The organism is Paracoccus marcusii, from assembly GCF_006151785.1.
In the GTDB taxonomy this organism is placed as follows: Bacteria; Pseudomonadota; Alphaproteobacteria; order Rhodobacterales; family Rhodobacteraceae; genus Paracoccus; species Paracoccus marcusii.
In genome coordinates this window covers 18,537-44,752 of the sequence record NZ_VDDD01000012.1, presented here as the reverse complement: position 1 = coordinate 44,752, position 26,216 = coordinate 18,537, and the positions used below count along the sequence as shown (strand labels likewise).

Here is a 26,216-nt window from a genome sequence, read left to right as displayed (position 1 = left end):
GCGCTTCATCTCTGGTCCTCTTGGTTGGGCCAGAGTCTACCTCAAACTGGATTAGGCGCAGGGGGCAACGTCAATGGGCATAAAAAAGCCCACCGGTCAGAGCAGGCAGGCTTGGCTTTCATTTGCAGGCGATTAATGTGCACGTAGCCGATACGTGCTCATTCGTTGTCGTTCGGTCAGGCGGTTCCTGTCTTGCCCGATCTGGGACCGCCGCTAGTCTCTCAGGAAAACTTAGGACGGAACGTACTGGAACGGGTGTCGCTGGGGGTCCGTAGACAGTAGTGTATTTACCTATGCTTCTGTTCTCGCCCCGCCTGCCAGCGGGACATTTTCTTTCTTAACCTCTAACCAGTTCACCCTTAGCCTCTGGACATCAAACAACCTGCGGGTGATGCCGAGCATGACGACGTTTAGGTGCGATGTTTCCCCTCGCAGAAGAGAGGTACAAACGGCGGAAGCCGTTCATCCGAACGAAAATTGTTAGTATAGGAGTTGGTAATATCAATGGAATATAAGTGTGTTGAGTTGGATACTATCGATGGGCTCAAATATTTCATTGATAATCCCAAGGCGGGTCAAGTTGTTGATTGCGACCATTTGAAAATCTCTGGTTGGGCTTTTGACGCTACCACTACAAAACCTACTTTTGTGATTGATACTGGTTCGGAACTTCACAGGCTGGAAGTGCGCCAACCCCGAGCAGATGTGTCGAGACATCTGAAAGAACGGCTCGATGTTGAAGTTGAAGACGACAATCATGGATTTTCAATAACAATCCCGCATCATGAAAAAATTAGGCTAGGTTTTGATTATGGCGATGGCCCAGTCTGGGTGCGTAGTATTACGTCAAGAAAACCCCATAACTTTACAGAATATAAATCGTTAGAGGAACTAACTCAATCATCAGAGGGCGCTTGCGGCGGAGTATATTTTCACAATGCCACTGATTGGTCTAAAGTAATTATATTTTTCAATGGAGCATTAACAAACGCGAAGCTTGAAGCAGAAAAAGCTCCATTTCAGCGCTGGTCATGGGCAAAACGTTTCAAGCATCCTGTATTCTGTGTAGTAGATCCTCTTACGGTGGGAAAAGATAGAATTGTCCTTGGTTGGTACCTAGGAAACAGTGGTGAAAACAGCCTTCCTCAGACGCTACAACCAGTTGTTGATCAGATAAGAAAAATAAGCTCACAAGCAAAAATTGTGGGTTTTGGTAGTTCGGGAGGCGGATTTGCCGCGATTGGCGCGACCCTTCTAGGGTGCATAGATCAGGCCATTGCAATCAACCCACAGACTGACGCACTTCGGTTCGAAGTCAGATCAGCGGTTGAGGCGTTCCAAAGAAAGCGACTGAATACACCTTGCCAAACAAACCTTATTGATTATGACCATTCAAGCATGCGGTTTCAAGCGTCTGTAATATATGTTCAGAATGTGGATGACGAACACCACTTTAAAGAGCATTATTTACCATTTCGAAGCTCGGTTGAAAAACGCTTCCGAAGGGCTGCTTTCAATTTTATCGAGTATCACGATAAAAAGGCAGGGCATATTCCACCTGACTTAGATGGGCTATGCTCGATAATCGGTAACGAAATGACGGCGCTTCTAAAAACATGAGGCAGAGCTAGCCTCATGTTGCAAACACACAATTAGAGTTTGTTGCTCCAATCACCGCCACGGCAGCAGCCGGATCTTGGTCGGGTGCAACCAGGCCTTCCAGATCGGCCAGTGATGCCTTTCCTCTTGTGGGATGAGCATCTGCCGACACTTCAGCGCGCAGAAGAACGACGCCATCTTCATCAGGCCGAAGACGATGTTGGCATAGCGCCCAACGTGATCGGAAAGCCAAGCTGCCGCATCTGGCGCCCATAGCCTCAGAAGAGGCATGAACACGTCCCAATAGGCTCCGCGCAGGATGATGGCACCGGCGAGGATCATGAAGCCTGTGGCGAACCACCAGGTCGCGGACCTCAGCTCGCGGAAGCTGGCGCGGAATGCCCAGATCACGGCGAAATAGCCGAGCGCGTTGATGACGGCGATCAGCCCGATTGTCAGTGCCATGTCTGCGTGTCCTTCTCCAGCTGCTCCACGAGGCGTTCGATTGCCCGCACCCGCGCCTTGATGGCCCGCTTCTCCGGGGCCGATTCATTCATGTGCTCGCGCATGATCGTGTCGGCCTCTTCGGCCCTGCGCCCGTGGCCGGTCAGCTGTCGAATGAGCCGCCCCATCATCGCCGATCCTCCAGAAGCCGGGTTTCGCTCCGGCGATCCTCCAAGAGCCGGACAGCCCGGCCCATGATTTCGGTGTTTGCCGCGGTGGTCTTGTTCGTGTCGGTGATCAGGTCGCGGCTTTCCTTCACCATCGCCTGCGCCATCTCCAGCATCTTGTCCTGCAACTCGCCGTTGCGCTTGTACTGGATCCAGTTGGCCCAGCCCTGGACGACGATCACGACACCGGCGAGGCCGCCGCCCACCTCCCGGACGAGGGTCATCAGCTCATTCATGGTATCGGCCCGGCCGTGCGACGGCGGGTGGTGTCAACAGCCATCACGGCCTCCGTAAAATGGGGTGGGGTTCACGCCCGGCGACCGGGCATGAAAAAGCCCGCGCTGTGGCGGGCTAGTTGGTCGGAACGATGGAGATCAGATCAGGTGAACTGTGCGCCCGTCGAGTAGTAAGCCACATCCCGCACCAGCATGTCACCGGTTCGGCCGCGCCCGTCGTCGGTATTGTACCGCTCCGGAGTGTAACCTGACGGCGTTTTCACGGCGACATTGAAGATCGGGTAGAACTCGATCTTGCGGGCCAGATCCTGGTGTCGTGCGTGCAGGATCTGGCAGCCCACCTCGCGGTCGTTCACGAAGAACGTGACCTCTGACTTAGTGGTATCCACCGGATCGTATGCCACATGAACCGCCCAGGATGTGTAGACCTCGTCCAGCGGTGTGCGAGGCGAGCCGTACTGGTCGACCTCGAAGTCGTTTCCAAAAGCGCCCTTCTTGTTCTGCCATTCGTTGATCGGACCGAAATGCTGCGCGAACGAGCTGGTGTAGGGTGTATCAGCCGCGCCCCATGCATGGTTGAACTTCTCCAGGATGTCGATCTCGCCGGGCCACTGGCTGTAGTAGAACCCGGCAGAGGCCTTGGAACGATTGACGAGCCAGAACGCTGGCCAGCTGTAGCGGCGCACGGGGATCTTGGCCTCGATGCGCCAGACCCCCTCGACCCCGCAGACATCATCCCGATGCAGGCCTTGAAGCACAGCAGCTTGATAGCTCCAGTTGCGCTTGTCCCATTCTACCCGGCTCGCATATCCAACAGAATGCAGCCGGATCGCCTTCTCGGCAGCATCGTAGCTGATGGGATTGTCTGCCCCTGCGATCGAAGCATCGGCATAGAGCCCCGTCTCCTGGTTGCCGTCCTGCGACCGCCCGTGGCTCAGGGCAGACATCCAGTCGCCGCCATCGCCTGTCGGGTTGTGCGTCAGCGTGGCAGGGTCGAACGTGTTCTTGCGTGTCGCGCGGGAAAGGTCCAGGCGGCGCAGAGGGCGGTGGAACGGCTGCGTGATGACCTGCGTGGGAACTGCCGCAGAGAAGCGAACCTTGACGGTACGGCCCTTCTGCTTATCCCCGAGGCCCTTGACCCGGATGCTGACCTGGAACGCCTGACCGTCGGCGTGGCGGTCGCGAGGCGTGATCTTGATCCAGTGCAGGACATCGTCACCGGGGGACCAGTGATACACCACGTCCATGCCGGCAAACTTCGCGCGTTGCGAGTCCGCAGACCCGACGTTGATGCTGCCGCCCGTGAGGTTCACCAGACGATCAACGTACGCCATGAAAGAATTGCGGTCGCACTGATCAACGGACACGGGAATGTAGATGTCAGCCGAACCGGCAGGCACGGTTATCTCCGCCGGAATGCTGAGAACCGGTTGCTTGTACTGGTCCCAGATCGGCCCTGCCGGTGCGGCGACGGGCGGCGAGACCGGAAGGACCACCGGCGGAACGACATCGGGCGGCGTCCCAACAGGATCGGCGGCAAGATAGGTTTGCAGGTCTGCGGTGGTGGATTGAAGGACGCTCAAGAGTTCAGTCAGCTTTTGGCGGGCACTCATATCGGGTTCCTCGGGGGTTGGATCAATCGGCACGGGGACCGGAGTGGGGATTGGCTCTGGAACAGGCGCGGGCGTGGGGATGGGTTCCCTATCCGGCACAGGCGTCGGCTCAGGCACCGTGACGGGCGCATCCTCGATCAGCGCCCGCACCGCGGCCCAGGCCGGGTTGCGGTCGCCCAACCAGCGCTGCAGGCCGTGCATAATGTTCTGGTCGGGCATCCGGCATTCGACCGACATGGCCAGCGGCCCGTCGAAGCCTGCGGCATCGAGAGCGGCGAAGGTCGCGGCATAGACCTCGCCCATCTGCGGGCTGACTGAGAAGGCGTGGATGAAGGCACGCAAGGCGGTGCTGCCGCCGACACCGTTCATGTGGTTGCCGACCTCGTAGGCGCCCAGCTCCATGCCGTACTTCGACGCCTCGGTGCGGTAGTGCCGCCACTTGGGCACCATGCTACGCACCGTGCGGTCTGCGCCCCATGCGTTGCCTGTCAGCAGCTGGTCACGGATCCGGTCGAAGGCCGCGCCCTGTGACAGGGAGGTACGCCAGCCCTCCAGCTGCGAGGCCCGGCCGCCATAGGCCATGCCGCCGTCGATCTGCGCGTGCACGGTCAGCATGTCGATCACCGAGTGCGGCGCGACGTAGACCGGAAGACCTCGCGTCCCGCTGCGGTCCCGCCACAGCGGCGCCAGCAGGATGTCGGCCTCGCCGCCGACCCAGTCCGCCTGGTGCTGGACGACGGTGTGCAGCCGCTCGTCCCCGCCCCAGACACGCCGCCAGATCTGCGCCATCTGTACCGACCACATGCCGTACCAGTTCCGGAACTCGGACCCGGTGCTGGTGCCGAAGGCCTCGCGGCCCCGGGCGGCGCAGTAGTGCGCCTGTGGGGTGCCGGAGAAGTCCCAGGTCTTGGTGCTGTACTCGACATAGACCTGCCGCGGCGCGGGCATCAGGTCGCGGATCAGGGCTGCGCACTGGTGCATGTGATCGTCGGTCGCCGCGGTCGGCAGGCACAGCCACATGTCGGCATCGACCTCACGGCAGAGCGCCGCCATCCACTCGTAGGGCACGAAGCGGTAGAACATCTCGTCTGTGGGCAGCGGGCGGCTTTCCCACGACGTGATGCTCAGGCCGCCCTGATGCTCGGCTGTAAGGATGCCCAGCCATTCATCGAACCGCAGGGCATGATAAGGCGCGACCTCGGTCAGGTACTGTCGCCGGAAGATGCGGCCCCGGGCGGCGTCTGCCCAGTCATCCTGATGAACCAGAGAGATGTTGCGTACCAACCCGCCGGCCGGGTCGATGCTGCGGACCGAAAGATCGATCCAGGACGAACCGTTTGCAGTGAAGTCGAACTGGATCTCGTTCGGCGCGCGGGTGACGTTTCGGCCGCCGTTCACGGTCCATTCAGCTGAGCCTTCCCACCGCAGCCGCCAGCGGCCAGAGCCGCCCGCCTGCGCAGGCATGTTGTGGAACACGCGCGTGCTGTAGCCGTTTGAGCCGGAAGGGATCGACCGAAGCTGGCCGCCTACCGTGACGTGCCCTGCCGAGACAAGGGCGCTCCACGACTGGCCGCCTTGCCACTGCCAGGCCTGCTTGAAGGCGTTGATGAAAGGGCGGGCGCTCTCGCCACTGATCGTGCCGAGGCGCGCCGCGATTTTAGCGGTGGGCATGAAATGTCCTTTCTGAACTTATGGGAGGGTGATGCCCTTGGCCGTGGCAATGGCGCGAAGTTCGGCTTCAACAGCCGGCAGCGTCTGAGCAGTTGCTGAGTTGACGATGGCAACTGCCGCCATTGATCCGGCCATGAAGTCTGTGCGACTTCCGTTCGAGGAATTGACGCGGCAGCCCCATTCGTAGCGGACGTTATCAATTACCGAGGATCGGTTTTCAGCCGGAAATGCGCCGGTCGCTACGTCATCGCCATTCACCCGCATCTCTACGCCCGTAAGGGTGACATAGGCCGAAACCAGCACCCAGGTATTGATGGGAACCGTTCCTGCGGGCGCCGAAACGACCACGGATGCGCCCGCGTCGGTTGACGAGACAAACTCCAGCGCACCACCATTCGACCGGAACTGGAACACGCGAGTTGTGGCCGAAACGTTCCCGTTTCTCGATAGGATGCACCGCGTTCCCGTCACGTTTGTAAGCCTGACCAGAGCCGAAAGGACGTAATCGGTCCCCCGGTCTGCCACGGCAGGCGGCGGGGAGAATGCGTAGTGAGACGTTCCGTTGAATGTAATCCGCGCCGGCGAGGCTTCCCACACAGGGCCAACTATGTCGGCTTGGGTTCCGGTCCTGCTGATAGCAACGCCAGACCCCTCTTGAAGCGGCCACGCGACATTAGTCGGCGTCACTGCTCCAGCCGGTTCAACGGTGAACTCCCGCGCCGTAGACTGCTGGCCCTCGCCCCGCTGGTTCGTTGCCGAAACCGTGACTGTATGAGTGCCATCCGGGATGTTCTCGATGGTGAAAGACAGGATGTTCCCCGCCACAGTCCCGGCAGTCACGCCATTGCGGCGAATGGTGTAGGAAAGGATCGGGCTGCCGCCATTGGCGGGGGCTGTCCATGAGATTGCGCGGGTGGACGTGGTACCATTGACCGAAGGCTGAGCCACTTGCGCCGGAACGCTGGCGTCAAGGTTCTGCATGACGGTGGTGTTGTCGATGATCGACTGTATTGCCGCGGCGATGGTCGCGTCTGATGCCACCTTGCCAACATACGACTTGTTTCCCGCTGGCGTAGCCGACCAGCTAGTGACCCCGGTTCCAGAAACCGTGATAGTTCCGTTCGCGCCCGCCAGATTGTACAGGTTCTGGTTGCCGTAGATTGCATGATGGACGCAGATAGGGTCCCACGACCACCGCGCCCTGCGGCCAAGATACATCTGCAGAGATGAGGGCGAGGCGGCATCAAAGGCGTCGAATGCCACCTTAACCGGGTCGATCAACGGGTCTGCATCTGCCATCGGCGCAGTAAGAACCGTTCCGCCGACTTCAGCGCCGTGAGCATAGATAGGCGTTGGCCACGTCTGATAGACGTTTTGGGTCGATGCCACATCGCGATCCGCGTTGTACTCGACGCGGGTGCTGGTGAACTCGCCCGCCATCATCCACAGGCCGACGACCTTGGCCGCGACCAGTTCACGCCCCGTCATGGGCGAGATGGCATCTGCAGGGCTGTCCAGCAGTCGCGAGGTGGAAATGGGTGCGCCCACGTCGATGATCTTCACCGAAGCGTTCGGCGCTGCCGCCAGCATGGTGCGCAGTCCAGTCACGTCATCCGGGAATGCTGTGCGGGTCTGTCCCGCCATACCGAACCGATCCCGAACGGGGGCGCTGATCCGGTTGTTGTACGTTCCGATGGCGCCTTGGTACGCATAGACCGGGATGCTGGTCATGTTGTACGCAGCCAGCTGCCCATAGACGCCAGGGGCTGATGTCGCCACCGTCGATGAGGCGACGATACCTAGCAGGCTGATGTCGCCTCGCTCGTGAGCGTCACAAGCCATCAGTACGGCGGGAGCGTCATCGCAATCGCCGGCGTAGTCAGTTACCAGAATAACGCGCTGTGCTGAGGTGTCAGCCGCCCCGCTGGTTGCTGTCTTGGTCACGCCGGGCCCGCTGATCCCGATGGCGTTCCGGGTTCGGATCCGGATCGGGTATTCGGTACCCGCCGCAGGCATGTCGAGTACGTACTGGCCAACACCCGTGCCGCTCAGGTTCGTCCAGGTGCCGCCGTTGCTGTACTGCAGAGCGGTGATGGGGGACCCACCGTCGTTCGGCAGGTTGTTGACGGTGATCACCACCCGGTTAGGGGCCGGGCCGGTCGCCACCGACCAATCGCCGGTCGCGAAGGCTGCTGGCGCAGTCGGTACCACGACCTCGCCCGGCACGGCCGCCGGGGGATCGTTGAAAATGGACCTGGCGCCACGCCCGTTCACCGCGCGCATCAGCACCGCGACCAAGCCAACACCGGTGACGGCCACAGGGCCCTTGAGATAGGCGGCCACGGTATCGAGCGGTATGGCGCGGACGGCACCGGCCGGGACGGGGGTGGAGTAGCCGCCGGCGACGGAGATGAACGGTGCGCCGGGGAAATTGACGGTCGTGCTGTCAGCGCCGCGCAGCACGCAGTCGATCGATGCCGCGGTCGGGTTGCGCAGGATCAGCACGTGACCCGCTCCCTGCTCATAGGTCAGGTCGTTGGTGGCGGTCAGGACGATTTCCGTGACGGGCCGCGCACCGGCCCCCCCGACGAAGGTCTTGATGATGTTGGCCATGGCCCCTCTCGGTGATTGTGCCCCTCGCAGGGTGGTAGTCGCGATGGTCGGGCGGGCTGCTCTAGCCGGGCCAGCCTGTGTCCGGATCGACGGCTTCGCCCGCGTCCAGTGCTGCCAGCAGGTCGGCCTCGCGGTCGTAGCACGCCTGCACATGCGCCCGGACGGCGGAGGCAATCGCGATGATCTCGGCACCGGACAGCAGCCGGAACGATCCGTCGCCGGTCTTCCATCGGACGGCATAGCCGGGATCCAGCATGGCGCTGACGGCGGCCCCGGCGAAACGGGTCTGGCTGACGTCGTCGGTTGCGACCGACATCCCCGCGATGCTGATCCCGGCGCACATCGCCTCATGGCGGCGGAACGCGATCAGATCGCGCAGCGCCTGGCGATCCGTCCCCTGCTGCTGCTCGGCGGTGACGACCTGGCTCCAGTCGATCATTCGGGCGCCTCCTCGGCATAGGTCACGGGCAGCGGGATCGGCCCGGTCTGGGTGACGGTGATGGGCTGGGGAAACCGGGCCTCCTCCGGCGCGTCGCTGCCGTGGGGCAGGATCAGCGTCAGGGTGATATGACCGCCCTCACGGGTGACGTCCGAGGCTAGGAACGGGCAGCCGACAGCCTCGCGGGGCAGCGTGCCGCCCTCGGCCAGCGGGCCGAAGTCGTAAGCGGCACCGTTGACGGTCAGCATGTCGCCATCGAGGGACAGAGACAGGGCATCTGCCCGCAGTTGCGGGGTGAACGTGATCTTCATGGGGGTGATCCTCAGTACCAGCGGCCGACTGCGATGAAGGTGACGCGCACGGAGATGCGAGCCTCGGTCAGGGCGCGGAACGCGGACACGCTCATGCCGGTGGTGGTCATGCCGGTGAAACGCGCGGTGATCGCAAAGGTCTCGCTGCTGGAGTTGACCCCCAATGACACCATGATCTCGCTGGCAGCGTTTGACGCCACGAAGGCCGCCGGGAAGGTCGCCGCAGTTTCGGCGGTTGAGCTGCTTGTCACGAAGCCCCAGCACAGCAGCGTGCCGTCCGCAGTGCGCTGGAATGCCCCGTTGGCGTTGATCCCGCTCTCGATCTGGCGGTCCACGATCCATCGCGTCCCGTCATAGGTCGCGACCGTGTCGGCATCGGTGCGGATGTAGCCGGCGGGCAGTGCGACGTTGGTGATGGTCCGCGCCTCGATCGCGCCCTGCCCGTCGACGTTGATCGTGACCGGGCCGGTGTTCGCCGCCGCGGCCCGCCACCGGACCTGCATGCCCGTCGTAAGTGCCACGCCCCCGGCGTTCAGCGTGATCGTGTTCGCCGTGCCGCCGCGGGTGGCATAGGTCTTCCCGCGCAGCAGGGGCAGGTGGCCGTTGTAGTCCGCGACAAATGTCGGAAACCAGCCGAAGAACGCGTCAGCCCGCTCTTCCAGCTGCGCAGGGTTGCCGGTGTTCGGCGGCGTGGGCGGTGGGGTAATTGCCATGCGAAATCACCCGGGTGACGGGCGCTCCTGAGATGATGGATAAAGCTGTTAAACGAGGCTTTCTGCGTCGATGGTCCCGAAGGACTTGCCCGCGCCGATCGTCAGGTCGTAGTCGCGCAGGATGCCCGCGATGGTCATCCCGAACCGGTCCTCGCCCTCGATGGCGTAGAAGACGCAGATCTTGGACGTGATCCGCCTGATGATCTGCTGCACGCGGGCCTCCCCGCCGGAGGGCACCGAAAAGCGGAACCGGACGGTCTCGCTGACAGGCCGGGGGACGATGAACACGCCCCCGAACTCGTCCCGGTCCTTCCGGGAATAGTCCACGATGCCCAAGCTCGATCCCATCAGCGTGATGCCGATGTCGATCTGGTTGCCGATCATGATCTCGCCGACCTCGGCCGAGCCGGTCGAGGCCACGGTGATCTCGATCGAGGACCCGGACGGCAGCGACAGACCTGTCAGGATCAGGTCCGAGCGCACCGTGAAGGGCGTGTAGATGTACTCCCAGAACGTCCCCACCTGGTCGCGCGAGGCGAGCTGGAAGGTCTGGTCGTAGATCAGCACGGCGCCCGGGGTGGTGACCCTGATCCGGACGCTCTGCGCATCGAGCCCGAAGAACGCGATGCTGTTGAGGGTCCGCGGCGGGCGGATCGTGTAGGTGATGTTGCCGGGCTGGCGGGTGACCCCGCCAAGCCGGTTGTCGAAGGCGCGCCAGCGGTTGGTGGCCCCGATCCGGAACCACCACTCCGACACCACGTCCGTGAGAGGATCATGCCCGACATTGGCCGCCTGGAGGCTTTCCCAGATGGCGTTCTGCCGGATCACCCGCGCGCCGTTCCCGTAGCTCGTCCCGGCGGCCCACGCGGCATGGTCGGTCTCCGGGACATTGCTGGTCAGCATCATTGCGGGGGTGACGTCGTACGGCTCGATGATCTTCACGTGATTACCTTGTTCCGGTCAGGGTCGATCCCGACGCCGACGGAATTGATCTCCCGCAGCGTCTTGAACGTGTCCTTCGTGCTCTCGGCCGTGCCACGGGCGTGCGCCTTCATCTCCGCGAGCTCGGCGCGGACCGCGCGTAGCTCCCGCACCACCTCGCTGTTATCCAGCATGGCGCGGCTCTGGCGGTGGCTGAAGATGCGGCTCGGACCGGTGGCTTCCAGTTCCGGACCGTTCTCGCCCACGATGCGGAGGCCCCCGAGGTGGGTGCCGCCCGTCGCGAAGCCCGGCGTGTTGCGCAGCGCCGTCTCGGCGGACGTGAACCGCGCCCACAGCCCGCCCGAACCCCAGAGGGTGTTCCAGAACGGGTGGTTGTGGTCGGTGATGTGCCGCCCGTTGATGAAGAAGTGCCCGGTGTGCGGGTTGGACCGCACGCCCTTGTCGTTCAGCACGAACGGGTTGGCCGTGGTCACCCCATACTGGGTCATCATCTGCCGGATGGTGCCGTAGATGCCGCTGACCTCCTGCTTCAGGCGCTCCTTCTCCAGGTAGTTGCGCTCCAGGTTGCCCGTGGGATCGTAGACCGTCCCCCGCAGCAGGTCGCCGCCGTCGAAGGCCGCCAGCCGATTTCGGACCTGGCTGGTGTTGAGCCCGGCCGTGTTGATCCCCGCGGCCCGCGACATCGCCGTGAGATCGGCATCGTCCACGAAGTGGTTGCCCGCGGCATTGGCCGTGAGGCCACCGACATAGGTGTTCAGGGCCGCGACCTTCCGCTGCCGTTCGCTCCGCGCCGTCTCGGCCGCGATGGCCTGACGCAGATCCACCAGCGACGTGCGCAGCGTGCCCATGCTGGTGCGGAGTCCGTCCGCGCCCGTGAGCGATGCCGTGACGTTGGCATTGCCCAAGGCCCCGCTGACGCCCGCGACGATGGTGCGGGCATCGCCGGCCCGCAGCGCGATGCGATCGTCCAGGCTGCCCAGCTGACCCAGTAGGCGCGTGATCCCCGCCTGCGTCAGGGTGTTGCCTGCCGCCAGGTGGTTCTGCACGCCGGTCAGGATGTCGACCTGCCGCTGCTGCAGCGCCGCGACCCGTTCCAGTGCAGTCGCGGTGGTGTCGGTCCTGACCGCGACCTTGCTCAGCGCCACGGCCACGCGGGCCTGTGCCAGCGCGGACTCGGTCCTGGACCGTGCCATGTCGTTGACGCTGGACAGGTAGCTGTCGGCCACGCCTGGCAGACGGCCCGCCGCCTCCACATCGCCGCTGTTCGCCTGCCTCAAGGTACGCTGATAGAGCGCCTGGTTGTAGGCGCGCGCCTGCTGAGGGCTGAACAGTGCCGAGGCCGTGCCCCGGAGCTTGTCCAGGTAGTCGCGGATGCCGTCGCCCGCCTTGCGCCAGTCGGCCGCGGCGGACGTGTTCAGGCGGATCGCTTCGGACAGCCCGCCGATGACGGTGCCGATCGAGGCGACGACCCGATCCTGCAATGCCGTCATCTCCCGGGTGAAGCCCGAAATCTGCGGCAGGATCAGGTCGAAGGCGCCCGACAGGCCGATCAGCGCGGCATAGGCCTCGCGGCCCGCCTCGGTGGTCAGGTCCAGGGACGCGATCATGCGGCGATACTCCTGGCGGGTCTGCGGCATGGCGATGCCGAGCTCCGCCAGCGCGGCCGAGGTCTGGCGGGTGGTGACGGCCAGTCGTTCGGCATCGGTGTAGAACGCCTGGTAGTACTGCTGCGTGGCACTCACCATCGCATCCAGGCCGCCGAACGCCTCGGCGATCTTCGACGCCGCATCGGCACCGGCAAGGCCCACGGCGTGGAAGCGGTGCCCCAGGGTGTCCATGATGCCGTTGACCCCGGTCAGCGACGTGGACAGGCGGTTCAGCGCCTCCGTGGTGCTCTCGCCATCTTTGCGGAGGGCATTGAGGCCGGGGATCATGCCGGCGAACCCATCGCCGAGACCCGCAAGGGCCTGCTCGACGGCGCGCTGCGCATCCTCCTTGCTCATGCCCTTGGTGCTGATGGTCATCTGGTGGGCGAAACCCGCGAAGGTCTCTGCACCGAAGCCGAGCGCCGCGGCGGCATCCATGACACCGGTCTGGATGCTGCCCACGATGCTGGAAAGCGCGTCCTGGGTCTCCTGATCGGCGCGGTCGTAGCTGGTGCGGGTCTTCTTCGACAGGCCCCAGAACCGGCGCGTCTCGGTCTTGCGGAAAGTGTCGACCGCGGTGTTCAGGCCGTCGACGGTGATGCGCAGACCGGCGTCCAACTCTTTTGTTTTTTTCCTGAAGAAAGAGAACACCGCGGCGACCGCCAGCAGGGGAACGGCAATGGCCCCGGCTGCCGAGGCGAGACCGGCAAGGCTCGTCGTCGCGCCACCCATCATCAAGCTCGTGTACTGGGTGATCGACCTGATGCCGCCCATGGCCGCCTGCAGGCCACCCGTGAAGGCGGACATGGCCGCCGTGCCGAGCGACGCGATGCCGCCCAGAACGCCACCGACGCCGGTCAGACCGCCCACGGGCGCCCCGGCCGCGCCCGGCATGCCTGCCATGGCACTTCCGGCTGCACCGATAGCACCCCCGCTGAAGCCCATGGACAGCATGATGCGGTTCCTGGCAGCCATGGCGATCATCTGGGAGAGCATGTTCTTGAAGCTGCCTAGGATGCTGTCGAACGCGCCCTTGGCATCGCGCAGGCCGCCCGCGATGAAGTCGCCGAACGCCTTGGAGACGTCACCGACCATGGGCAGTCCGTCAGCCAGCTCACCCGTGACCAACGCCTGCGCCTTGGCATAGTCGGCCGCGTTCAGCGCACCCGCCTTATGCAGGGACGCCAGCTCGGTCATGTCGCGGTTGTAGCTGGCCATGGGGCCGAGGGCGCCCTGCAACTTCTGGCGCCAACGATCAGCGGCTTGGGACAGTTCGTTCACGCCCTTGGCCGCACCCGATGCGGCTTTGCCAGCTCCGGTGGCTGCACCTCCGAGGTTGAGGGTCGGAATGACTGCGTCTTCGACAGTTGCCTCAGCCTCTTTGACAGTTGGGATGAGGCCCTGGATCGCGAGCTTCATGTTCGCGATGGGCGTGGGCGTCATCATCCGGTCGAAGGCGGCCGCGGTAGAAACGGCTCCTTCCGCGATGGTATCCAAGGCGCTGGAGGCATCGATTGCCATCTGCCCAGCAGTCGCCTGGATTGCAAAACCGGCTTCGTTCATACCTTCGATGAGGTCGGTCGCCCAAGGGAGCTTCGCGACATTCCGCGACGACAGATCCTGTGCGATCTTGGTCATGGCCTGTCCCCAATCGGTCAGCATGCCCGAAAGCATGACGTTCCAATTGGCGCGAATGGTCCCGAAGAACCCCTGCAAGCTACCGACGAGCCAGGATCCGCCAGCGCTGATGCGCTGCCACACGTCCGTGGCTACCATCCCCATGAGCTTCCAGACACCATTGAGGCCGCCAAGCTCGTCTGAGAGGTCCAGAACCGCCTTCACGCCAAGACCGACGATCACGGCTATGGCCCCGATGCCCGAGGCGATCAGCGCGCCGCGCATAGCGATCAGAGCGGCCACGGAGCCCCAGATCCCACCATTCAGCAGGATGAACGCGCCTGTCTGTGCAGCGAGTGCTGTGACAGCCCCATATGCCGCAGGAATGAACGACGCGACGAGTGCTGCGGTGATTCCGGAAAGCGCGCCGATGACAATGTTCGAGTTCGCGGCAAGATACTTTATGCCGTCCGACACCTTGATGATGCCCGTGGCCATGGCGGCACTTGCCCCCGTCACCTGATCGAACGACCCGACGAGCGTCAGGATGGAGTTGCCCATCAGAGTGAAGGCGTCGCCCATCGTGGCAGGCATGGATGCGGCCTCATCACGAAGCGCGCCCATCGACCCGACGAGGGCATTGTAGATCACGTCGGAGGTGATCTTGCCGTCGGTTGCCATCTGCCGCAGGCCGTTCGTGGTCGTGCCCAGTTCAGCGGCCAGGACCTGTGCGACGCGACCGCCGGACGTCAGCACGGTGTTCAGCTGGTCGCCCTGCATCTTGCCCATCGCCATCGATGCGGCCAGCGCACGGTTCACGCTTTCGGCGCGCTCACCGCGAGCACCGGACACGACCAGGGCATTGTTGAGCGCTTCGGTATAATCCAGCTGCTGCTGAGTGTTCAGGCCCAGCTCGCGCAGGCTGACGCTGTTGGCGATGAAGCCCTCGGCCGTCAGGTTCAGCGACGAATAGGTCTGCCGCGCCATGTCGGACAGACGGGACATCGTCGGGGCCGCGTTGTCCATGTCACCCACAGCTAGGCCGACACGCGCAGAGATGTCGGACCAGGTATCCGCGTAATTGACCAGCTGGTGGACGCCCAAGGCCGCGCCGAGGCCTCCCAGCATCAGGCGGATCTTCCCGGCCATGCCCGCGAATGCGCCGCCCGCCTTCTCCGCGGCGCGCCCCGTCTGATCAAGCTCCCTGGTCAGGGGGCGGAGGTCGCCCGTTGCTTGGATCATGGCCTTGTCGAGCTGGCCCATGCCCGCGCCAAGACGACCCGTCGCGACCCCAGACTTCGCCATTGCTCGCTCGATATCGGACATGCTGGCAATGATCTTCTGCTCGGTCTGCTCACCTTTGCGAGCAAGGCTGTCGAGAGCCTTTTCGCCAGGCGCCATGCGGGTGGTGTCGACGATGAGTTGGAGCGTCGGACCTGCGGTCATTTGTTTATCCTTGGCCCATGTGCAAAAGCCCCGCAGGATGGCGCAGGGCAAGTGGAGGATTGACGATGAGGGAATGCGCAGACTGCGGACGAGAGGTCGGTTTCTTCCAGCAAATCAATGGCGGTGTAAATCATGCAACCAGCGATTCATGCGCTTGCACCTGCTCACACAGGAGCACGGAGCCGATCGCGCTGCAGAGATTCTTCAGTATGAAACTGCAAGCAGTGATCAAGAGAAGATAGATGCGGTCATTTTAACTACAGAAGTAGCGTCAGACCTTATCATCATTGAGCGGATCGACATCGTGACGGCTGAGTGTGCTTTTGGCATGAACATATTTAAAGATCTGTTTGCCAGTGCTCGCGACATTTTCGGCGGTAGGTCCAGAGCTGTTCAAAACACAATGCGCGACGCACGCAAGACGGCTTTATCGGAACTAAGGCGCGAAGCTTATTTGGTTGGTGCAAATGCAGTCGTAGGTGTGGACTTAGACTACGTCGAACTATCAGCTTCTGGCAGTATGGTAATGTTAGTTGCATCAGGCACGGCAGTGCGAGTTCAGACCCACCAAGACCCAGGAAATGGTGGCTCTCGTAGCGTATCCGCGCCCTCGTCGGCCTCCAAAGCATAGGCATCGCACATCGCGTGCAGTGCCTCCGCCTCCCACGGTTCGCTGATCGCCCGTGTCAAGCGCGCGAAGGCGTCCAGCTCGGTCCAGTCCACGCCTCGGGTGCCGTTGACGTCCGCTCGGACCGGGCCGAGCCGGAACATGGCATCGATCAGGTATGCCCCCGCGGCGACGGGGGGCATGTCGACGTCACGGCCCTTCTTGCGGGCGTACTGCAGCCTGGTCTCCTTCCAGCTCTTCGGCGTCCCGTGCAGGAATGCCAGCTGTCTGGCGTAGAGGACTAGCGCTTCGTGGACGCCGCCAAAAAATCCGCGTCATCCTGGGCGAAGTCCAGGACTTGCTGGGCAAAGCTCGGCTTGGTCCAGTGCTCGGCGTCCTTCTCGCGCATCAGGTGCGCCATGCTGATGAAGTTCAGGTCAAGCAGCGCCGGCGCATCCTCGACGGTCAGGTCGCGTGCCTTGCCGTCCTCGCCGGTGGTCTGCATGTTGCCGAAGCCCACGATCAGGCGCAGCGCGGCCTTCACGGTCGCCTCGTGCATGTCCTGTGCAGTGTTCGTGTCAACCTGCGTGCCGGTCTTGGCGGCGACCTTGGCCTTCTTTGCCCGTTCCATCTCGTCGCGGCGCAGCTCGGCCTGCACGGCGCGGCTGGATGCGCCCTTGACCATGACGATGCAGGGCTTGCCGCTGTTCTCGATGACTTCGCCCGTAGCTTGATCGCGCAGCTCCAGCGGACGTGCGGTCTCGGCCGCGCCGCGCGCGTCGTATTGCTTCAGAATATCCATGGTGCGTCCTTTGCATGGGGTGTGTTGGATGGTGGTGGGCTGGCGATCCACACACCCGAAAATCGCCAGCCCTTACCGATCAGCCGAGGCCGACCGGATCAGCCGACGCGGACCGTCCCGGAGTTGACGCGGAACTCGCCGCTCAGACCCTTGATGGTCGACGCATTGCGGGCGCGGTCGCGCAGGTTGGCGACCTTGCCGTGGTAGTAGATGATCTGGCCATCGGGATCGGTGATCCGGACCGAGACCTCGTCGTTGGTGTTGTTGGCGGTTTTCAGGATCGTCTGCCCGGCATCGGGGCCGTCGATCAGGAAGGTGAAGGGGATCGATCCGCCGTCCAGGGCGCCGTTGGCGTGATAGGTCCGCCCGGCCAGGGTGGTCTCGGTCACGTCCTCGGACTGGTCGCCCGTCTCGCCCCACTCGGTGATCTTGCCGACCGTGGTGAAGTTCCTGCCGACGAAGCCTGCTGCGTCGACGGTTGCGGGAACGCCCGCGGATACGGCGATCAGAGCGCCGATATAGGTGATGAGTGCCATGATCAGGCGTCCTTCTTGGTTTCAGCAGGCGCGGCGGCCCGTTCGGTGGGGGAGAGCGGGATCTGCGGAGACGGCTTGCGGTCCGGCGCATCGATCACCGACGCGGTGGCCTCGGCGGCTTCCTCGATCGGGTCGGGGTCGTACTCGATGTCGATCATCCTGGCCGCGACCATGGTGGTGATGGTGCGGAGATTGTCGGCACTGCGCAGGACCGCGTTCGTGGTCTCAAGGCGGCCCAGCCGGGCCACGGTGTGTCCGGTCGGCAGGATCACCGCCTCACGGGTGTTGTTGGTGATGCTCGCCATGATCAGTTCCCCAGGAGTACGGCAACGAGGCCGGTGCCGGTCACGTTGATGGCGCCCTGCAGGTAGGCCGAGATGGTATCAAGCGGGACGGCCACGACGCCGCCGGCCGGGATCGCACCGACCGCAAAGCCCGCCGCGACGGAGATGTTCGGCGCGCCGGGGTAGCTGACGGTGGTCCCGTCCGCTCCGTCGATGACGGGAGACACCGCACCTGCCGTGGGGTTGCGCAGGATCAGCACCTGGCCGGTGCCGGGCTCGTAGGTCAGCACGTTCGTTGCGGTCAGGGTGACCTCCGTCACGGGCCGCTGACCGGGGCCGCCCATGGACGTTTTGACAATAGTGGCCATGAGCGGCCCCTTTCGCTGGTTGGGCCCTTGTCAGGGCTGTTGGTGAAGCTGGACAGTTGTGCCGCAGGCGGCCCGTGACGGGCTGTCAGGCGGCGAGAAACGGAATCACGACAGGGACGCGCCAATAAGCCCCGTCGCTGATGCCCTCGCGCGTGTGCGGGGGCTGGGTGATGGTGATCATCTGGCTGCCTGCCGCGAAGCGCGCGCCCGCGGGGAACAGCGCCGCGATGGTATCGGCATGACGGTTGGCCGGGCGGGACGTGGAGCCCTTGGCGACCACCACTGTCACGATCAGGCGGCCGACCATCTCCGGTGCCGTGGCGGCCAGCGTCTGGTCGGTGGTCGCAGCCTTCACCAGATCGCAGGAAACATAGGGCATGTTGCCCGGCGCTTTGGGGTCGAAGTCCTCATTGGGCCATGCCTTGGGCAAGGCGGTGAACCCTGCCAGGCGCTCCCGCAGCGCGGCCTCGATCGCTTCGACGCTCATTTCAGCCTCTCGACGTTGCGGGCAACGATCTGCTCCCACTGGGCGGCGGCGGCGTCGACCCAGTGCTTGCCTTCCTGGTTGAAGGTGCGGCCGAGGCTGTCCTCGCCCACGAAGCCCTCGTGCTGGCGCATGGCGTGCGCCGCGGTCCATCCGATGATGGCGATGTCGCCGGGCTGCATCTGGGTGACCAGCAGGGCGATGTTGGCCGATGAACTGGCCCCGCTCGTATCGGCCACATCGCTGGCCTGTCCGATCTGCGAGCCGTTGAGCTCAGTCACCACGCTGTTGATCAGGTGGCCGTCATCGACCGGCATTCGGCCCCCATTGGCAACCGGGGTCTGCGCGATGTCCATGACGTCCTGGATGCTCTCGGACAGGACCGCCTGCATCTGGGCCCTGGTCTTGTCGGCAAAGGCCGCAATCGAGGCGGCGAAGGATCGGTCTGCCATGTGGTACCCCAATAAAAAAAGGCCGCCCTGAGGCGGCCAGCGTCATTTGACCCAAGCCCAACTTCGTCGGTTCTTGATGGCGGAGACCTGTTGCTGTGAAATCTCGAACTCGGAAGCGATCGCCTTCCCGCACTCACCAGCCGCCAAGCGCTCTCGAATATTGCGAACGATCTGAGCATCGAGCTTGGCGGTGTTCACGTCCATGCCCCGGCGGGTAGTGCGTACTTCCATGACGACCTTCCTCTGGCTGCTGATGTTCGCAACTTTAAGAAGAAATCAAATCATCCATCTAGTCTTTTAATAGGTCCGACTTGATCCGGTACACAGCAAGGCAGCGGCACTGGATAACGTTCGCTGCCAGCCCTTTCGGGTTGCCGGGGCTGTGCTGCAGGTCGCCGGGATACTGCATGAAGACGCCCGGGGCAGGACTGAAGAACTCGCCGATCCTGATCGTTTGGTCGTGCAGGTGGCGGTGACTGTCCCGCACCCGCCCGTCCAGGGTCGCTTGCCAGCGGATGCGCACCTGATCCTGTCGGACGGTGCCGCTCTCGACCAGCTGCTCGAAGCCCTCATGCCGGCCGGCGCGCAGGCCGTTCAGCGCCTCGGTTCGCCCGATGGTGTCCCCGCGGTCCTTGAGGAGCTTGTTCTTGAGCTGTTTGCGGCTGATGGCGATGTCCGCGTCGCTCACAGCCTCCCCGGCGCGGTAGGCGCGCAGGATGCGCTGCTTGGTGGCCTCGTTGACGCTCTCCAGCGTCACGAAGGGCGGCTTGCCGTCGCGCGGAACAGTGACCAGGTCGCGGACACCCTCCGGCGTCGTCATCCCGCCCAGGACCTTGTCGTATACGCCTCGGCGGCGACCGTCGAGACCGATGAAACCACCCTCGCGCTTTCCGGTGGCCCGGTTGACGCGCCCCACGATGGCACGGGCGGTGTCGCGCGGGTGCTGCCCCGCTTCGGCTGCCTCGTGGATGACGATGCGGGCCTGCTCCTTCTGCTCCTCGATCACCTTGGTGATGAGCTGAGACGACTGCTCCCTGATCCATCGCTCCGCCCGGTCATGGCGTCCGTTGAAGCTGAACACGAACTTGCTGCCGTCATAGGGATTGCGCAGCGGCACCTCGGCCATGATCAGCGCGCCGCCTTCCAGAAGCGTCAGGCGCTGTGCTTCATAGAGCGGCCCAAAGAAGCCCTGCTCCAGCCGCAATGCTTGGATCGCTCCGAGGATGTCGCCCGCGGCGATCATGTCCTCCAGCTGCTGGAGACGGATGGCGCTGGTGACCTGCTCGATGGCCTCGATGAAGGCATTCCGGATCGCGGGCTCCAGTCGATCGAGCGCCGCCTGAATGGGCTTGGGCAGTCGTACCATGTCAGGCCCTCAGGATCAGGTCGAAGTACACTGCCTCCCCACCAGGTGCGAACGGCTCGGCACGGATGATGGCATAGCTGGTTGTGCCGATGCGCAGGCGGTCGGCGGGCGTGGGCGTGGTGCCCTCGGCCGCCATCATCTCGCGCCGGTCGCCGGCCTGGATGGCAGTTCCGTTCACCAGACCCAGTGCCAGCGTGTCGCCCAGCAGCCTGACCGGGATCGGTAGATCGGGCCCGGGCTGCCGGTCATGATCGGGGCCCGTGAAGGTCGGTCGCAGGAGGGTAGCGGTGTGTCCGACATCGCCGAGCACCTCCGCCACCTCGGCTGCAATGGCCTGCCAGTCCTCAGCCATTGGACACATCCTTTCGACCGATAAGATCTGCAGCTTGGGTCAGCTTTTTGTGCGCCCACGCGACCTGGTCCTCGGTCTCAGCAATTGACCATGCCGAAATCCTGCCATCCTCTTTCGCGACAACGATCATAGCAGCGTCCTCATCTGCAGCGATCCGCGCGATGCGGCGGCGGGCAAAGATGGTGGACCCATTGCCTTGGACATCCGTGAACGTGTCGGCCTCCTCATAGAGAGTGCGGCGATCCTTCGATCTGTCCAGCCAACCGGAGCCGAGCGCCTCATGGTCTGCATCGCAGCCCGCGCATTGCGCTGTTCCATCCGACAGCAGGGTGAAGGTCGAGCAGCCGCACTCGCAGACCCATGTCATCGGCTGCGGCTGCTGCAATTGAACGATATCAGCCATGTGCCCCCCGAACTGTGAGAAAAACCGAGCCGGTCAGGCCCTCATGAGAAACGACACACCACCCATGGCGGACCGCACCAGCCCTGCCAGAAGCCCGTCGATGATCGCCGAGCGGGGCATGTAGGCATCGGGCCCGGACGCACCCCTGACACGCTCCCAGGTCAGCTTGCCCGCGCCGACCAGCACCTTGTCGGTGGCCGGGGTCGAGACGGGCGACAGGACACCGGGCGTGCGGGTCTCGATGACCGCCGCCTCGATGATGGCGTGCTTGACCGCCTCCGGGACCACGTCGTCCTCCCACTCAGACAGCCACCGGCTGTTGAAGCGCGCGGCGATGTAGCGCTGGCCACGGATCAGGTCGGTCGCGCCCGGCTGCGGGGTGACGCCTGCCGCGCTGGTGTAGTCGGTGGCCTCGGCTTGGGTGACGGCCGGGACGGTGTAGCTGAGCATGTGCCTGCCTCCGCTGTGCTTTGGATGGGGGCTAGACCGGCCAGCCCCGCACCGAAGATCAGCCCTGCTTGTCGGCGATGCGCGCGATCATCGTCGCGCGGCCCGCGGCGTGGTGGGGCTTCTCGCCCAGCACGTCCTGGTAGCGCGCGCGAAGATCCTCGTCGGACAGGGTGTCGAGGTCGTCGCCAACCAGCTGGTCGCCGATGATGGCCTGCGCGCCCTCGGTGATGGCCTCGCCTGCCTCGTCCGCGCTGGTCGCGGGCTTGCCGGTCTCGACATTGGTGTTGCTGGCCTTGATGCCGGTGCCGCCGGTGGCCGCGACCTCGGCGTTGGGCGCGAAGTTGCCCTCGCTGTCCGCCAGCAGGCGGGCGGTGCCCTCGGGGTCGGGGCGCACCGGCTCGACCTTGTCCGCGGCCTCGGCCGACTTGCGGGCCTCGGCGGTCGCCTGATCGGCCATCTTGCTGAACGCGTCGGCCATTCGGTCCATTGCCGTGCCGCCGGCTTGGGCGCGCGACTGCAGGATCATCGCCCGGCTCTCGTTGCGGCGCGCGATGGCCTCGGCAAGCAGCGGGTCGTTGTCATGGGTGTCCATGATGCTTCTCCGTGTCTCTGAAAGGGGAAGACGCAGGGGCCGAGGCCCCTGCCCTCAACCGTTGGTCACGACGGCGACCATGCGGACCAGCTTCGGATCGTAGACCCGCGTCCAGTTCGCGCCGCCGCCCAGCTCGGTGTCGTTGACGCCCGATGCCGAGGCCGGGGTGCCACTGAACGACACGCCGCGGGGGTGCATGACCCAGTGCCGGCGGTACCAGACCGTCTCGACGCCTTCACCGTTGCCGGCCGAGGCGTTGCTCTCGATCTCGACGGGCTTCTTCGGACCACCCTCGCCGGTGGCTTCGGCGTAGCCGATGGCACCGTTGCCAAAGAGGTAGGTGGTGTACTTGAAGCCGCTGGTGTCGCCGGGCTCGCGGGGGCACTGGTCCGAGACGTAGACGATCTTGCCGTCCCAGGTGTCGAACTCCAGGCCGGTGGCCGGGTCCTTGAACCGCTCGATCGCCCGGGCGGCGCGCAGGTTGAAAAACACTCGCGAATGCATCAGGGCGGCCGAGAGGGTGGTGCCGTATTCACCCAGCAGCGCATAGGCGTTCGACGCAATCTCGGCATCGAAGCGGACCGGGGTGACGGCGCCGTCCTCGGAGGCCACGTCCAGCACGTTGCCGGCCATGCCGGGCGAGGCGAACACGCCGCGCATCTGCAGGCCCATGATGCGCTGCTCCTCGCGCACCCAATACTCGGCGATCAGCTGCGCCACGGCGTCCAGCGGATCCTCCGCCAGCATCGAGGCGACCAGGTTGGCCGACTGCCAGCCGTTGTTGCGGCGGATCTTGCGGGCCATGTCTTGGCCCTGGGTCAGCTTGTTCGGGATGGCGTTCTGGGCCGGATCGTCCGTCGAGACGTTCGAGTTGCCGGTCAGATCGTTCCAGAACGGCATCTGCACCAGGTCGCCGGGACCGTTGGCGAAGCGCTGCAGCTCGGCATCGGTCGAGACGATGGGCGAGTTGCGGATGCGCGACAGCTGGGCGATGCGCTGGATGGTGGTGGGGAGGAAGAGCGGGCCATAGATGACGTCGCTCAGGCGGGTCGTAGCCATGTGAGGCTCCTATTTCGGGTTGCAAAGAGTGGGGTCGGGTAGGCTGCCCCACTGGGCGCAGGCCTCGAGATCAGCGCCACTGGCGCGGGGTTTTACCAGTAGGGCGTCACGCCCACGGCCTCGGCCATTTGGCGGGCCCTGGTGTCGTTCTGGACGATCAGCTCCTGCTGTCTCGTTCGGTTCGGGTTCTTGGGGTCGAAGGGGTTCTCGGTGAACCGCTTCGCCTCTCCGCCCTTGGCATCGCCGCCGGTGGCCTTGGCGACGAAGTGCTTGCCCTCGTCGCCAACCCAGTTGGCAACGAATTTGGTCAGCGGCATGCGATCATCGATGCCGTCGTCTGCGAGGACCTGGAATTCATCATCCTCCTCGATCAGCTTGACTGCACCGCGCTCCTTCAGCAGCGCCTTGGCCGCCGACAGGAACTCCTTCGACACGCCGGAATCGATCAGGGCCTTGGTCAGGCCGTCATCGACGAGGGACTTGCGAAGGGTGCTGTCCAGCTTGCTGATCCGGGCGTCGCGCTTCTCCAGCTCGGCCTTGTGCTTCTTCTCCAACTCGGCCTTCTGCCGGTCCAGCCGCTCGTCGATCTTCGGCGGCTCCTTGCCCTCGGCCGTGCCCTTCAAGCGCTCGTACTCGTCGACATCAAAGTCGTCGGGGAGGCCGTCGAGCCGCCCCTCCACCGCCGTCAGCTTTTCGCTGAGCGTGCGCTTTTCGCCGCGCACCCGGTCCAGCGCCGACTTCAGAGCGGCGGCTCCGGGGTGGGCTTCGATTCCCTCAACGGCGAGGACGTACTTTCCGTCCTTCTCCTCGTAGAGGTCACGGTACTGCTCCTCGACACTGTCGAGGCTGTCGATGATTGCTTTCAGGGCCACTGGCCGTCTCCATTGGTTGTGCCGGTCACTGCCGGCATGAAAAAGCCCGCCGCGGTAAACCGGGCGAGCTAAATACAAGTGTTGTCTAAGTTGCATCTGCGATGCAGGCTGCTCGCAAATGGAGTGACCCCATGAGACTTTTGATCGTTGCTGCTGCCTTCGCAGCCATGCCTGCGGCTGCGGCGGAACTCACCAGCGAATACACCCGGAACCATGTCGACCGTGACTGCGAGATAGTAGCGAGCTCTCCAGATAATGAGGGTTTCTGGGTCGATATTCGCTGCCCCGGCGTTGCAGGCTATACTTACATGATCCGCGACAGCGATGGTCGTCAGTCGGTCACATACGGATCTTCCGAGCACTCAAGCATGCCCACCTTCGGCGCATTCAACTATGCGCACCCGACTGTCGAATGGCGGATGGGTACGTTGAACGGCGAAGTTGTGCCAGTTGCAGCTATCCAACGGTTCTCGCTCTCCGATGGCGACGGCGAATGGACCACCCAGATCCTCGTCGTGTCGAAAGTTGCTCAACCAGACAGCGTGGGTTGCATCGTCGGCTACGTGTCCGCAAATGAAGGCGGAAGCGCGAATGAGCGTGCCAGGGTGGTGTCAGACCAAGCCGCGGGATTCCGGTGTGGTGTCGACGAACCGTCTGTCGAGGACAAAATCAGACAGCATGTTCCTCCAGCGTAAACGACGTTCGATGCCTGTTGGAGGCGAAGCCCAAAACCATCACGCTGACAGGTCAGGAGGATCCATGCGCGTCATCTCATCTTCGAAACTCCGCTCCGCGCTGGCCAACTCTCCGCGCTGTAAATTCTCATAAAGGGTCTGGTAGCTGATCGCGCCAGCCTGCCAGATCCGGACGAGTGCCTCGGCCTGCTCGGGCGTCATGCCCGCGTCCACGAAGGACAGGTTCGGCTTGACCACGACCCGGTTGGGGTCCGCGCCGATCATCACCGCGATGTGCCGCAGACCCTTCTCCAGCCCCTGGGCGCTGGTCAGGGCGACAGAGGTCAGCGTGGCGGTCTGCGCCGCGTAGCGGATGCGCAGCGCGTCGCCGCTCTCCGCTGACCGCTTCTCGCTGTCGAAGAGGCGCGCGCCAGCCGAGGCGGCGTTCTCGCGCTCGTCAAGGATCGCAGTGCGATGCGCTTCGATGCCCGTGCCGGATGGCCCGACATACTTGGCATCGGGTGCGTGATCTTCTCGGCTCGCCGTGAGGCTGATGACGACCCCGGCACCGACGGCCGCAGGCGCGTCGCCGTTGATGATGACCAGCGTCTCCTGGCCTGTCATGTACAGCTGGTGCCGATAGTCCGCGTCCAGCCGGTACATGGCCAGCGCGGCGCGGGCGACACCGATCAGAGGCGGCTCCTGAGGGGATACGGACAGATCCTGCGGGCCCATGACCACCAGCGGAATGGCCGTCAGGGCCGCCCCGCCGCGCGCGGTCGGCTGCACAGGCCCGCCATTCTGCTCCTCACCGTCGTACTTCTCCACCGAGTAGCGGCCTTCATCGATCCGCAGCACCCGGTATGCCTTGTGCTGTTTCCACGAGAAGCCATCTCGGGACAGGCCACTCTCGTCCAGCACGAAGAAGTCGCGGGACGGCGACCAATTGATCAGTGCCTCGGTGGTATAGCCCGCCAACCAGGGCAGGTCCGAGCCTTCCGACGCGGCATCGGCCAGCAGCCCGTACCGCCCGGTCAGCAGCAGCTCGCCCGTGATCCGGCGGTGCAGGGCCTCCAACGGCAGGCCATCGGCAGTGGCGCGCTCCCACAGCCCCTGCATGGCAGGTGGCATGTCGATCTGCGCCTCGGTGCGGTGGATGACGCCGATCATGCCGCGGATCGTCGGGGCCAGGATCTCCGAGAACTGGGCCCGCGTCTGGTAGGCCTCGAACATCTTGGCGCCACCGTCTTCCTGGACGCGGAAGCCGGAGGGCATCGGCAGGTACCGCTCGCCCGCGGCCTTCACCGCAGTCTCCCCGCGCGCGCAGTCGCGCATGAGGGCCCATTCATCGACCCGGTCGAGATAGTCCGGGTGCTTGGTGCTGACGGTGCCTGTCAT

At 64.0% G+C, this 26,216-nt stretch carries 28 protein-coding genes; 3 read left to right on the top strand and 25 right to left on the bottom strand.

What is annotated here, in order from left to right; genetic code table 11:
- The first annotated feature begins 504 nt into the window (after positions 1-504).
- A complete protein-coding gene (locus FHD68_RS03685) occupies positions 505-1,620 on the top strand; it encodes a hypothetical protein (RefSeq protein ID WP_208863738.1) in 1,116 nt (371 codons plus the stop codon).
- A 51-nt stretch (positions 1,621-1,671) separates the two neighbouring features.
- Here FHD68_RS03685 and FHD68_RS03680 read toward each other — a convergent pair whose 3' ends face one another.
- The 10 genes from FHD68_RS03680 to FHD68_RS03640 form a co-directional block, all read right to left on the bottom strand.
- Positions 1,672-2,064 (bottom strand): hypothetical protein, encoded by a 393-nt coding sequence (locus FHD68_RS03680; RefSeq protein ID WP_139085280.1) that lies wholly within the window; start codon positions 2,062-2,064, stop codon positions 1,672-1,674.
- The gene (locus tag FHD68_RS18905) at positions 2,055-2,231 is read right to left on the bottom strand and encodes a hypothetical protein (RefSeq protein ID WP_167550361.1); all 177 of its coding nucleotides are present in this window, start codon (positions 2,229-2,231) and stop codon (positions 2,055-2,057) included. Before FHD68_RS18905 ends, FHD68_RS03680 begins: the two co-directional genes overlap by 10 nt.
- Positions 2,231-2,506, bottom strand: coding sequence for a hypothetical protein (locus FHD68_RS03675; protein WP_139085278.1), 276 nt, complete (start codon positions 2,504-2,506; stop codon positions 2,231-2,233). The genes FHD68_RS18905 and FHD68_RS03675 overlap by 1 nt, the downstream gene beginning before the upstream one ends.
- Positions 2,507-2,649: 143 nt before the next feature.
- The gene (locus tag FHD68_RS03670) at positions 2,650-5,790 is read right to left on the bottom strand and encodes a LamG domain-containing protein (protein ID WP_139085276.1); all 3,141 of its coding nucleotides are present in this window, start codon (positions 5,788-5,790) and stop codon (positions 2,650-2,652) included.
- An 18-nt stretch (positions 5,791-5,808) separates the two neighbouring features.
- Positions 5,809-8,403: a fibronectin type III domain-containing protein gene (locus tag FHD68_RS03665; protein ID WP_139085274.1), complete on the bottom strand. Its 2,595-nt coding sequence runs from the start codon at positions 8,401-8,403 to the stop codon at positions 5,809-5,811.
- 61 nt (positions 8,404-8,464) lie between these two features.
- Positions 8,465-8,842 (bottom strand): DUF4376 domain-containing protein, encoded by a 378-nt coding sequence (locus tag FHD68_RS03660; RefSeq protein WP_139085273.1) that lies wholly within the window; start codon positions 8,840-8,842, stop codon positions 8,465-8,467.
- Positions 8,839-9,153: a hypothetical protein gene (locus FHD68_RS03655; RefSeq protein ID WP_139085270.1), complete on the bottom strand. Its 315-nt coding sequence runs from the start codon at positions 9,151-9,153 to the stop codon at positions 8,839-8,841. The genes FHD68_RS03660 and FHD68_RS03655 overlap by 4 nt, the downstream gene beginning before the upstream one ends.
- An 11-nt stretch (positions 9,154-9,164) precedes the next feature.
- On the bottom strand, positions 9,165-9,866 hold the full coding sequence (locus FHD68_RS03650) for a gp53-like domain-containing protein (protein WP_139085267.1): 702 nt from the start codon (positions 9,864-9,866) through the stop codon (positions 9,165-9,167).
- Between the two features lie 48 nt (positions 9,867-9,914).
- Positions 9,915-10,808 carry a hypothetical protein gene (locus FHD68_RS03645; protein WP_139085264.1) on the bottom strand — a complete coding sequence of 298 codons (894 nt, stop codon included), beginning with the start codon at positions 10,806-10,808 and terminating at the stop codon, positions 9,915-9,917.
- Positions 10,805-15,517 (bottom strand): tape measure protein, encoded by a 4,713-nt coding sequence (locus FHD68_RS03640; protein ID WP_139085261.1) that lies wholly within the window; start codon positions 15,515-15,517, stop codon positions 10,805-10,807. Before FHD68_RS03640 ends, FHD68_RS03645 begins: the two co-directional genes overlap by 4 nt.
- Positions 15,518-15,665: 148 nt before the next feature.
- On the opposite strand from FHD68_RS03640, the gene FHD68_RS03635 reads away from it, so the two are divergent.
- Positions 15,666-16,148: a YbjQ family protein gene (locus FHD68_RS03635; protein ID WP_139085258.1), complete on the top strand. Its 483-nt coding sequence runs from the start codon at positions 15,666-15,668 to the stop codon at positions 16,146-16,148.
- A 277-nt stretch (positions 16,149-16,425) separates the two neighbouring features.
- Here the strand turns inward: FHD68_RS03635 and FHD68_RS03630 are convergent, their stop codons facing one another.
- The 14 genes from FHD68_RS03630 to FHD68_RS03570 form a co-directional block, all read right to left on the bottom strand.
- Complete coding sequence (locus FHD68_RS03630) at positions 16,426-16,926, bottom strand: hypothetical protein (protein ID WP_139085255.1); 501 nt, start codon at positions 16,924-16,926, stop codon at positions 16,426-16,428.
- A 98-nt stretch (positions 16,927-17,024) separates the two neighbouring features.
- The gene (locus FHD68_RS03625) at positions 17,025-17,462 is read right to left on the bottom strand and encodes a hypothetical protein (RefSeq protein WP_139085253.1); all 438 of its coding nucleotides are present in this window, start codon (positions 17,460-17,462) and stop codon (positions 17,025-17,027) included.
- Positions 17,463-17,464: 2 nt separating this feature from the next.
- Positions 17,465-17,767, bottom strand: coding sequence for a hypothetical protein (locus FHD68_RS03620; protein WP_139085250.1), 303 nt, complete (start codon positions 17,765-17,767; stop codon positions 17,465-17,467).
- Positions 17,768-17,769: 2 nt separating this feature from the next.
- Positions 17,770-18,114, bottom strand: coding sequence for a hypothetical protein (locus FHD68_RS03615; protein ID WP_139085247.1), 345 nt, complete (start codon positions 18,112-18,114; stop codon positions 17,770-17,772).
- Between the two features lie 85 nt (positions 18,115-18,199).
- Positions 18,200-18,601: a phage tail terminator-like protein gene (locus tag FHD68_RS03610; RefSeq protein WP_167550360.1), complete on the bottom strand. Its 402-nt coding sequence runs from the start codon at positions 18,599-18,601 to the stop codon at positions 18,200-18,202.
- Positions 18,598-18,990: a hypothetical protein gene (locus FHD68_RS18900; RefSeq protein ID WP_208863737.1), complete on the bottom strand. Its 393-nt coding sequence runs from the start codon at positions 18,988-18,990 to the stop codon at positions 18,598-18,600. Before FHD68_RS18900 ends, FHD68_RS03610 begins: the two co-directional genes overlap by 4 nt.
- 102 nt (positions 18,991-19,092) lie before the next feature.
- Positions 19,093-19,281 carry a hypothetical protein gene (locus FHD68_RS03605; RefSeq protein WP_139085240.1) on the bottom strand — a complete coding sequence of 63 codons (189 nt, stop codon included), beginning with the start codon at positions 19,279-19,281 and terminating at the stop codon, positions 19,093-19,095.
- Positions 19,282-19,339: 58 nt separating this feature from the next.
- On the bottom strand, positions 19,340-20,416 hold the full coding sequence (locus FHD68_RS03600; RefSeq protein WP_139085237.1) for a phage minor head protein: 1,077 nt from the start codon (positions 20,414-20,416) through the stop codon (positions 19,340-19,342).
- 1 nt (position 20,417) lies between these two features.
- Entirely contained in the window at positions 20,418-20,768 is a 351-nt protein-coding gene (locus FHD68_RS03595; protein ID WP_139085234.1) for a hypothetical protein, read from the bottom strand.
- Positions 20,761-21,171, bottom strand: coding sequence for a hypothetical protein (locus tag FHD68_RS03590; RefSeq protein ID WP_139085231.1), 411 nt, complete (start codon positions 21,169-21,171; stop codon positions 20,761-20,763). Before FHD68_RS03590 ends, FHD68_RS03595 begins: the two co-directional genes overlap by 8 nt.
- Before the next feature lie 33 nt (positions 21,172-21,204).
- A complete protein-coding gene (locus tag FHD68_RS03585) occupies positions 21,205-21,621 on the bottom strand; it encodes a hypothetical protein (protein WP_139085230.1) in 417 nt (138 codons plus the stop codon).
- A gap of 58 nt (positions 21,622-21,679) precedes the next feature.
- Positions 21,680-22,213, bottom strand: coding sequence for a hypothetical protein (locus FHD68_RS03580; RefSeq protein WP_139085227.1), 534 nt, complete (start codon positions 22,211-22,213; stop codon positions 21,680-21,682).
- Positions 22,214-22,267: 54 nt separating this feature from the next.
- Positions 22,268-23,272 (bottom strand): hypothetical protein, encoded by a 1,005-nt coding sequence (locus tag FHD68_RS03575; RefSeq protein WP_139085224.1) that lies wholly within the window; start codon positions 23,270-23,272, stop codon positions 22,268-22,270.
- Positions 23,273-23,364: 92 nt separating this feature from the next.
- The gene (locus FHD68_RS03570; protein WP_139085221.1) at positions 23,365-24,144 is read right to left on the bottom strand and encodes a hypothetical protein; all 780 of its coding nucleotides are present in this window, start codon (positions 24,142-24,144) and stop codon (positions 23,365-23,367) included.
- A 131-nt stretch (positions 24,145-24,275) separates the two neighbouring features.
- Between FHD68_RS03570 and FHD68_RS03565 the strand changes: the two genes are divergently transcribed.
- Positions 24,276-24,839: a hypothetical protein gene (locus tag FHD68_RS03565; protein WP_139085218.1), complete on the top strand. Its 564-nt coding sequence runs from the start codon at positions 24,276-24,278 to the stop codon at positions 24,837-24,839.
- Positions 24,840-24,878: 39 nt separating this feature from the next.
- Here the strand turns inward: FHD68_RS03565 and FHD68_RS03560 are convergent, their stop codons facing one another.
- Complete coding sequence (locus FHD68_RS03560) at positions 24,879-26,216, bottom strand: DUF4055 domain-containing protein (RefSeq protein ID WP_139085216.1); 1,338 nt, start codon at positions 26,214-26,216, stop codon at positions 24,879-24,881.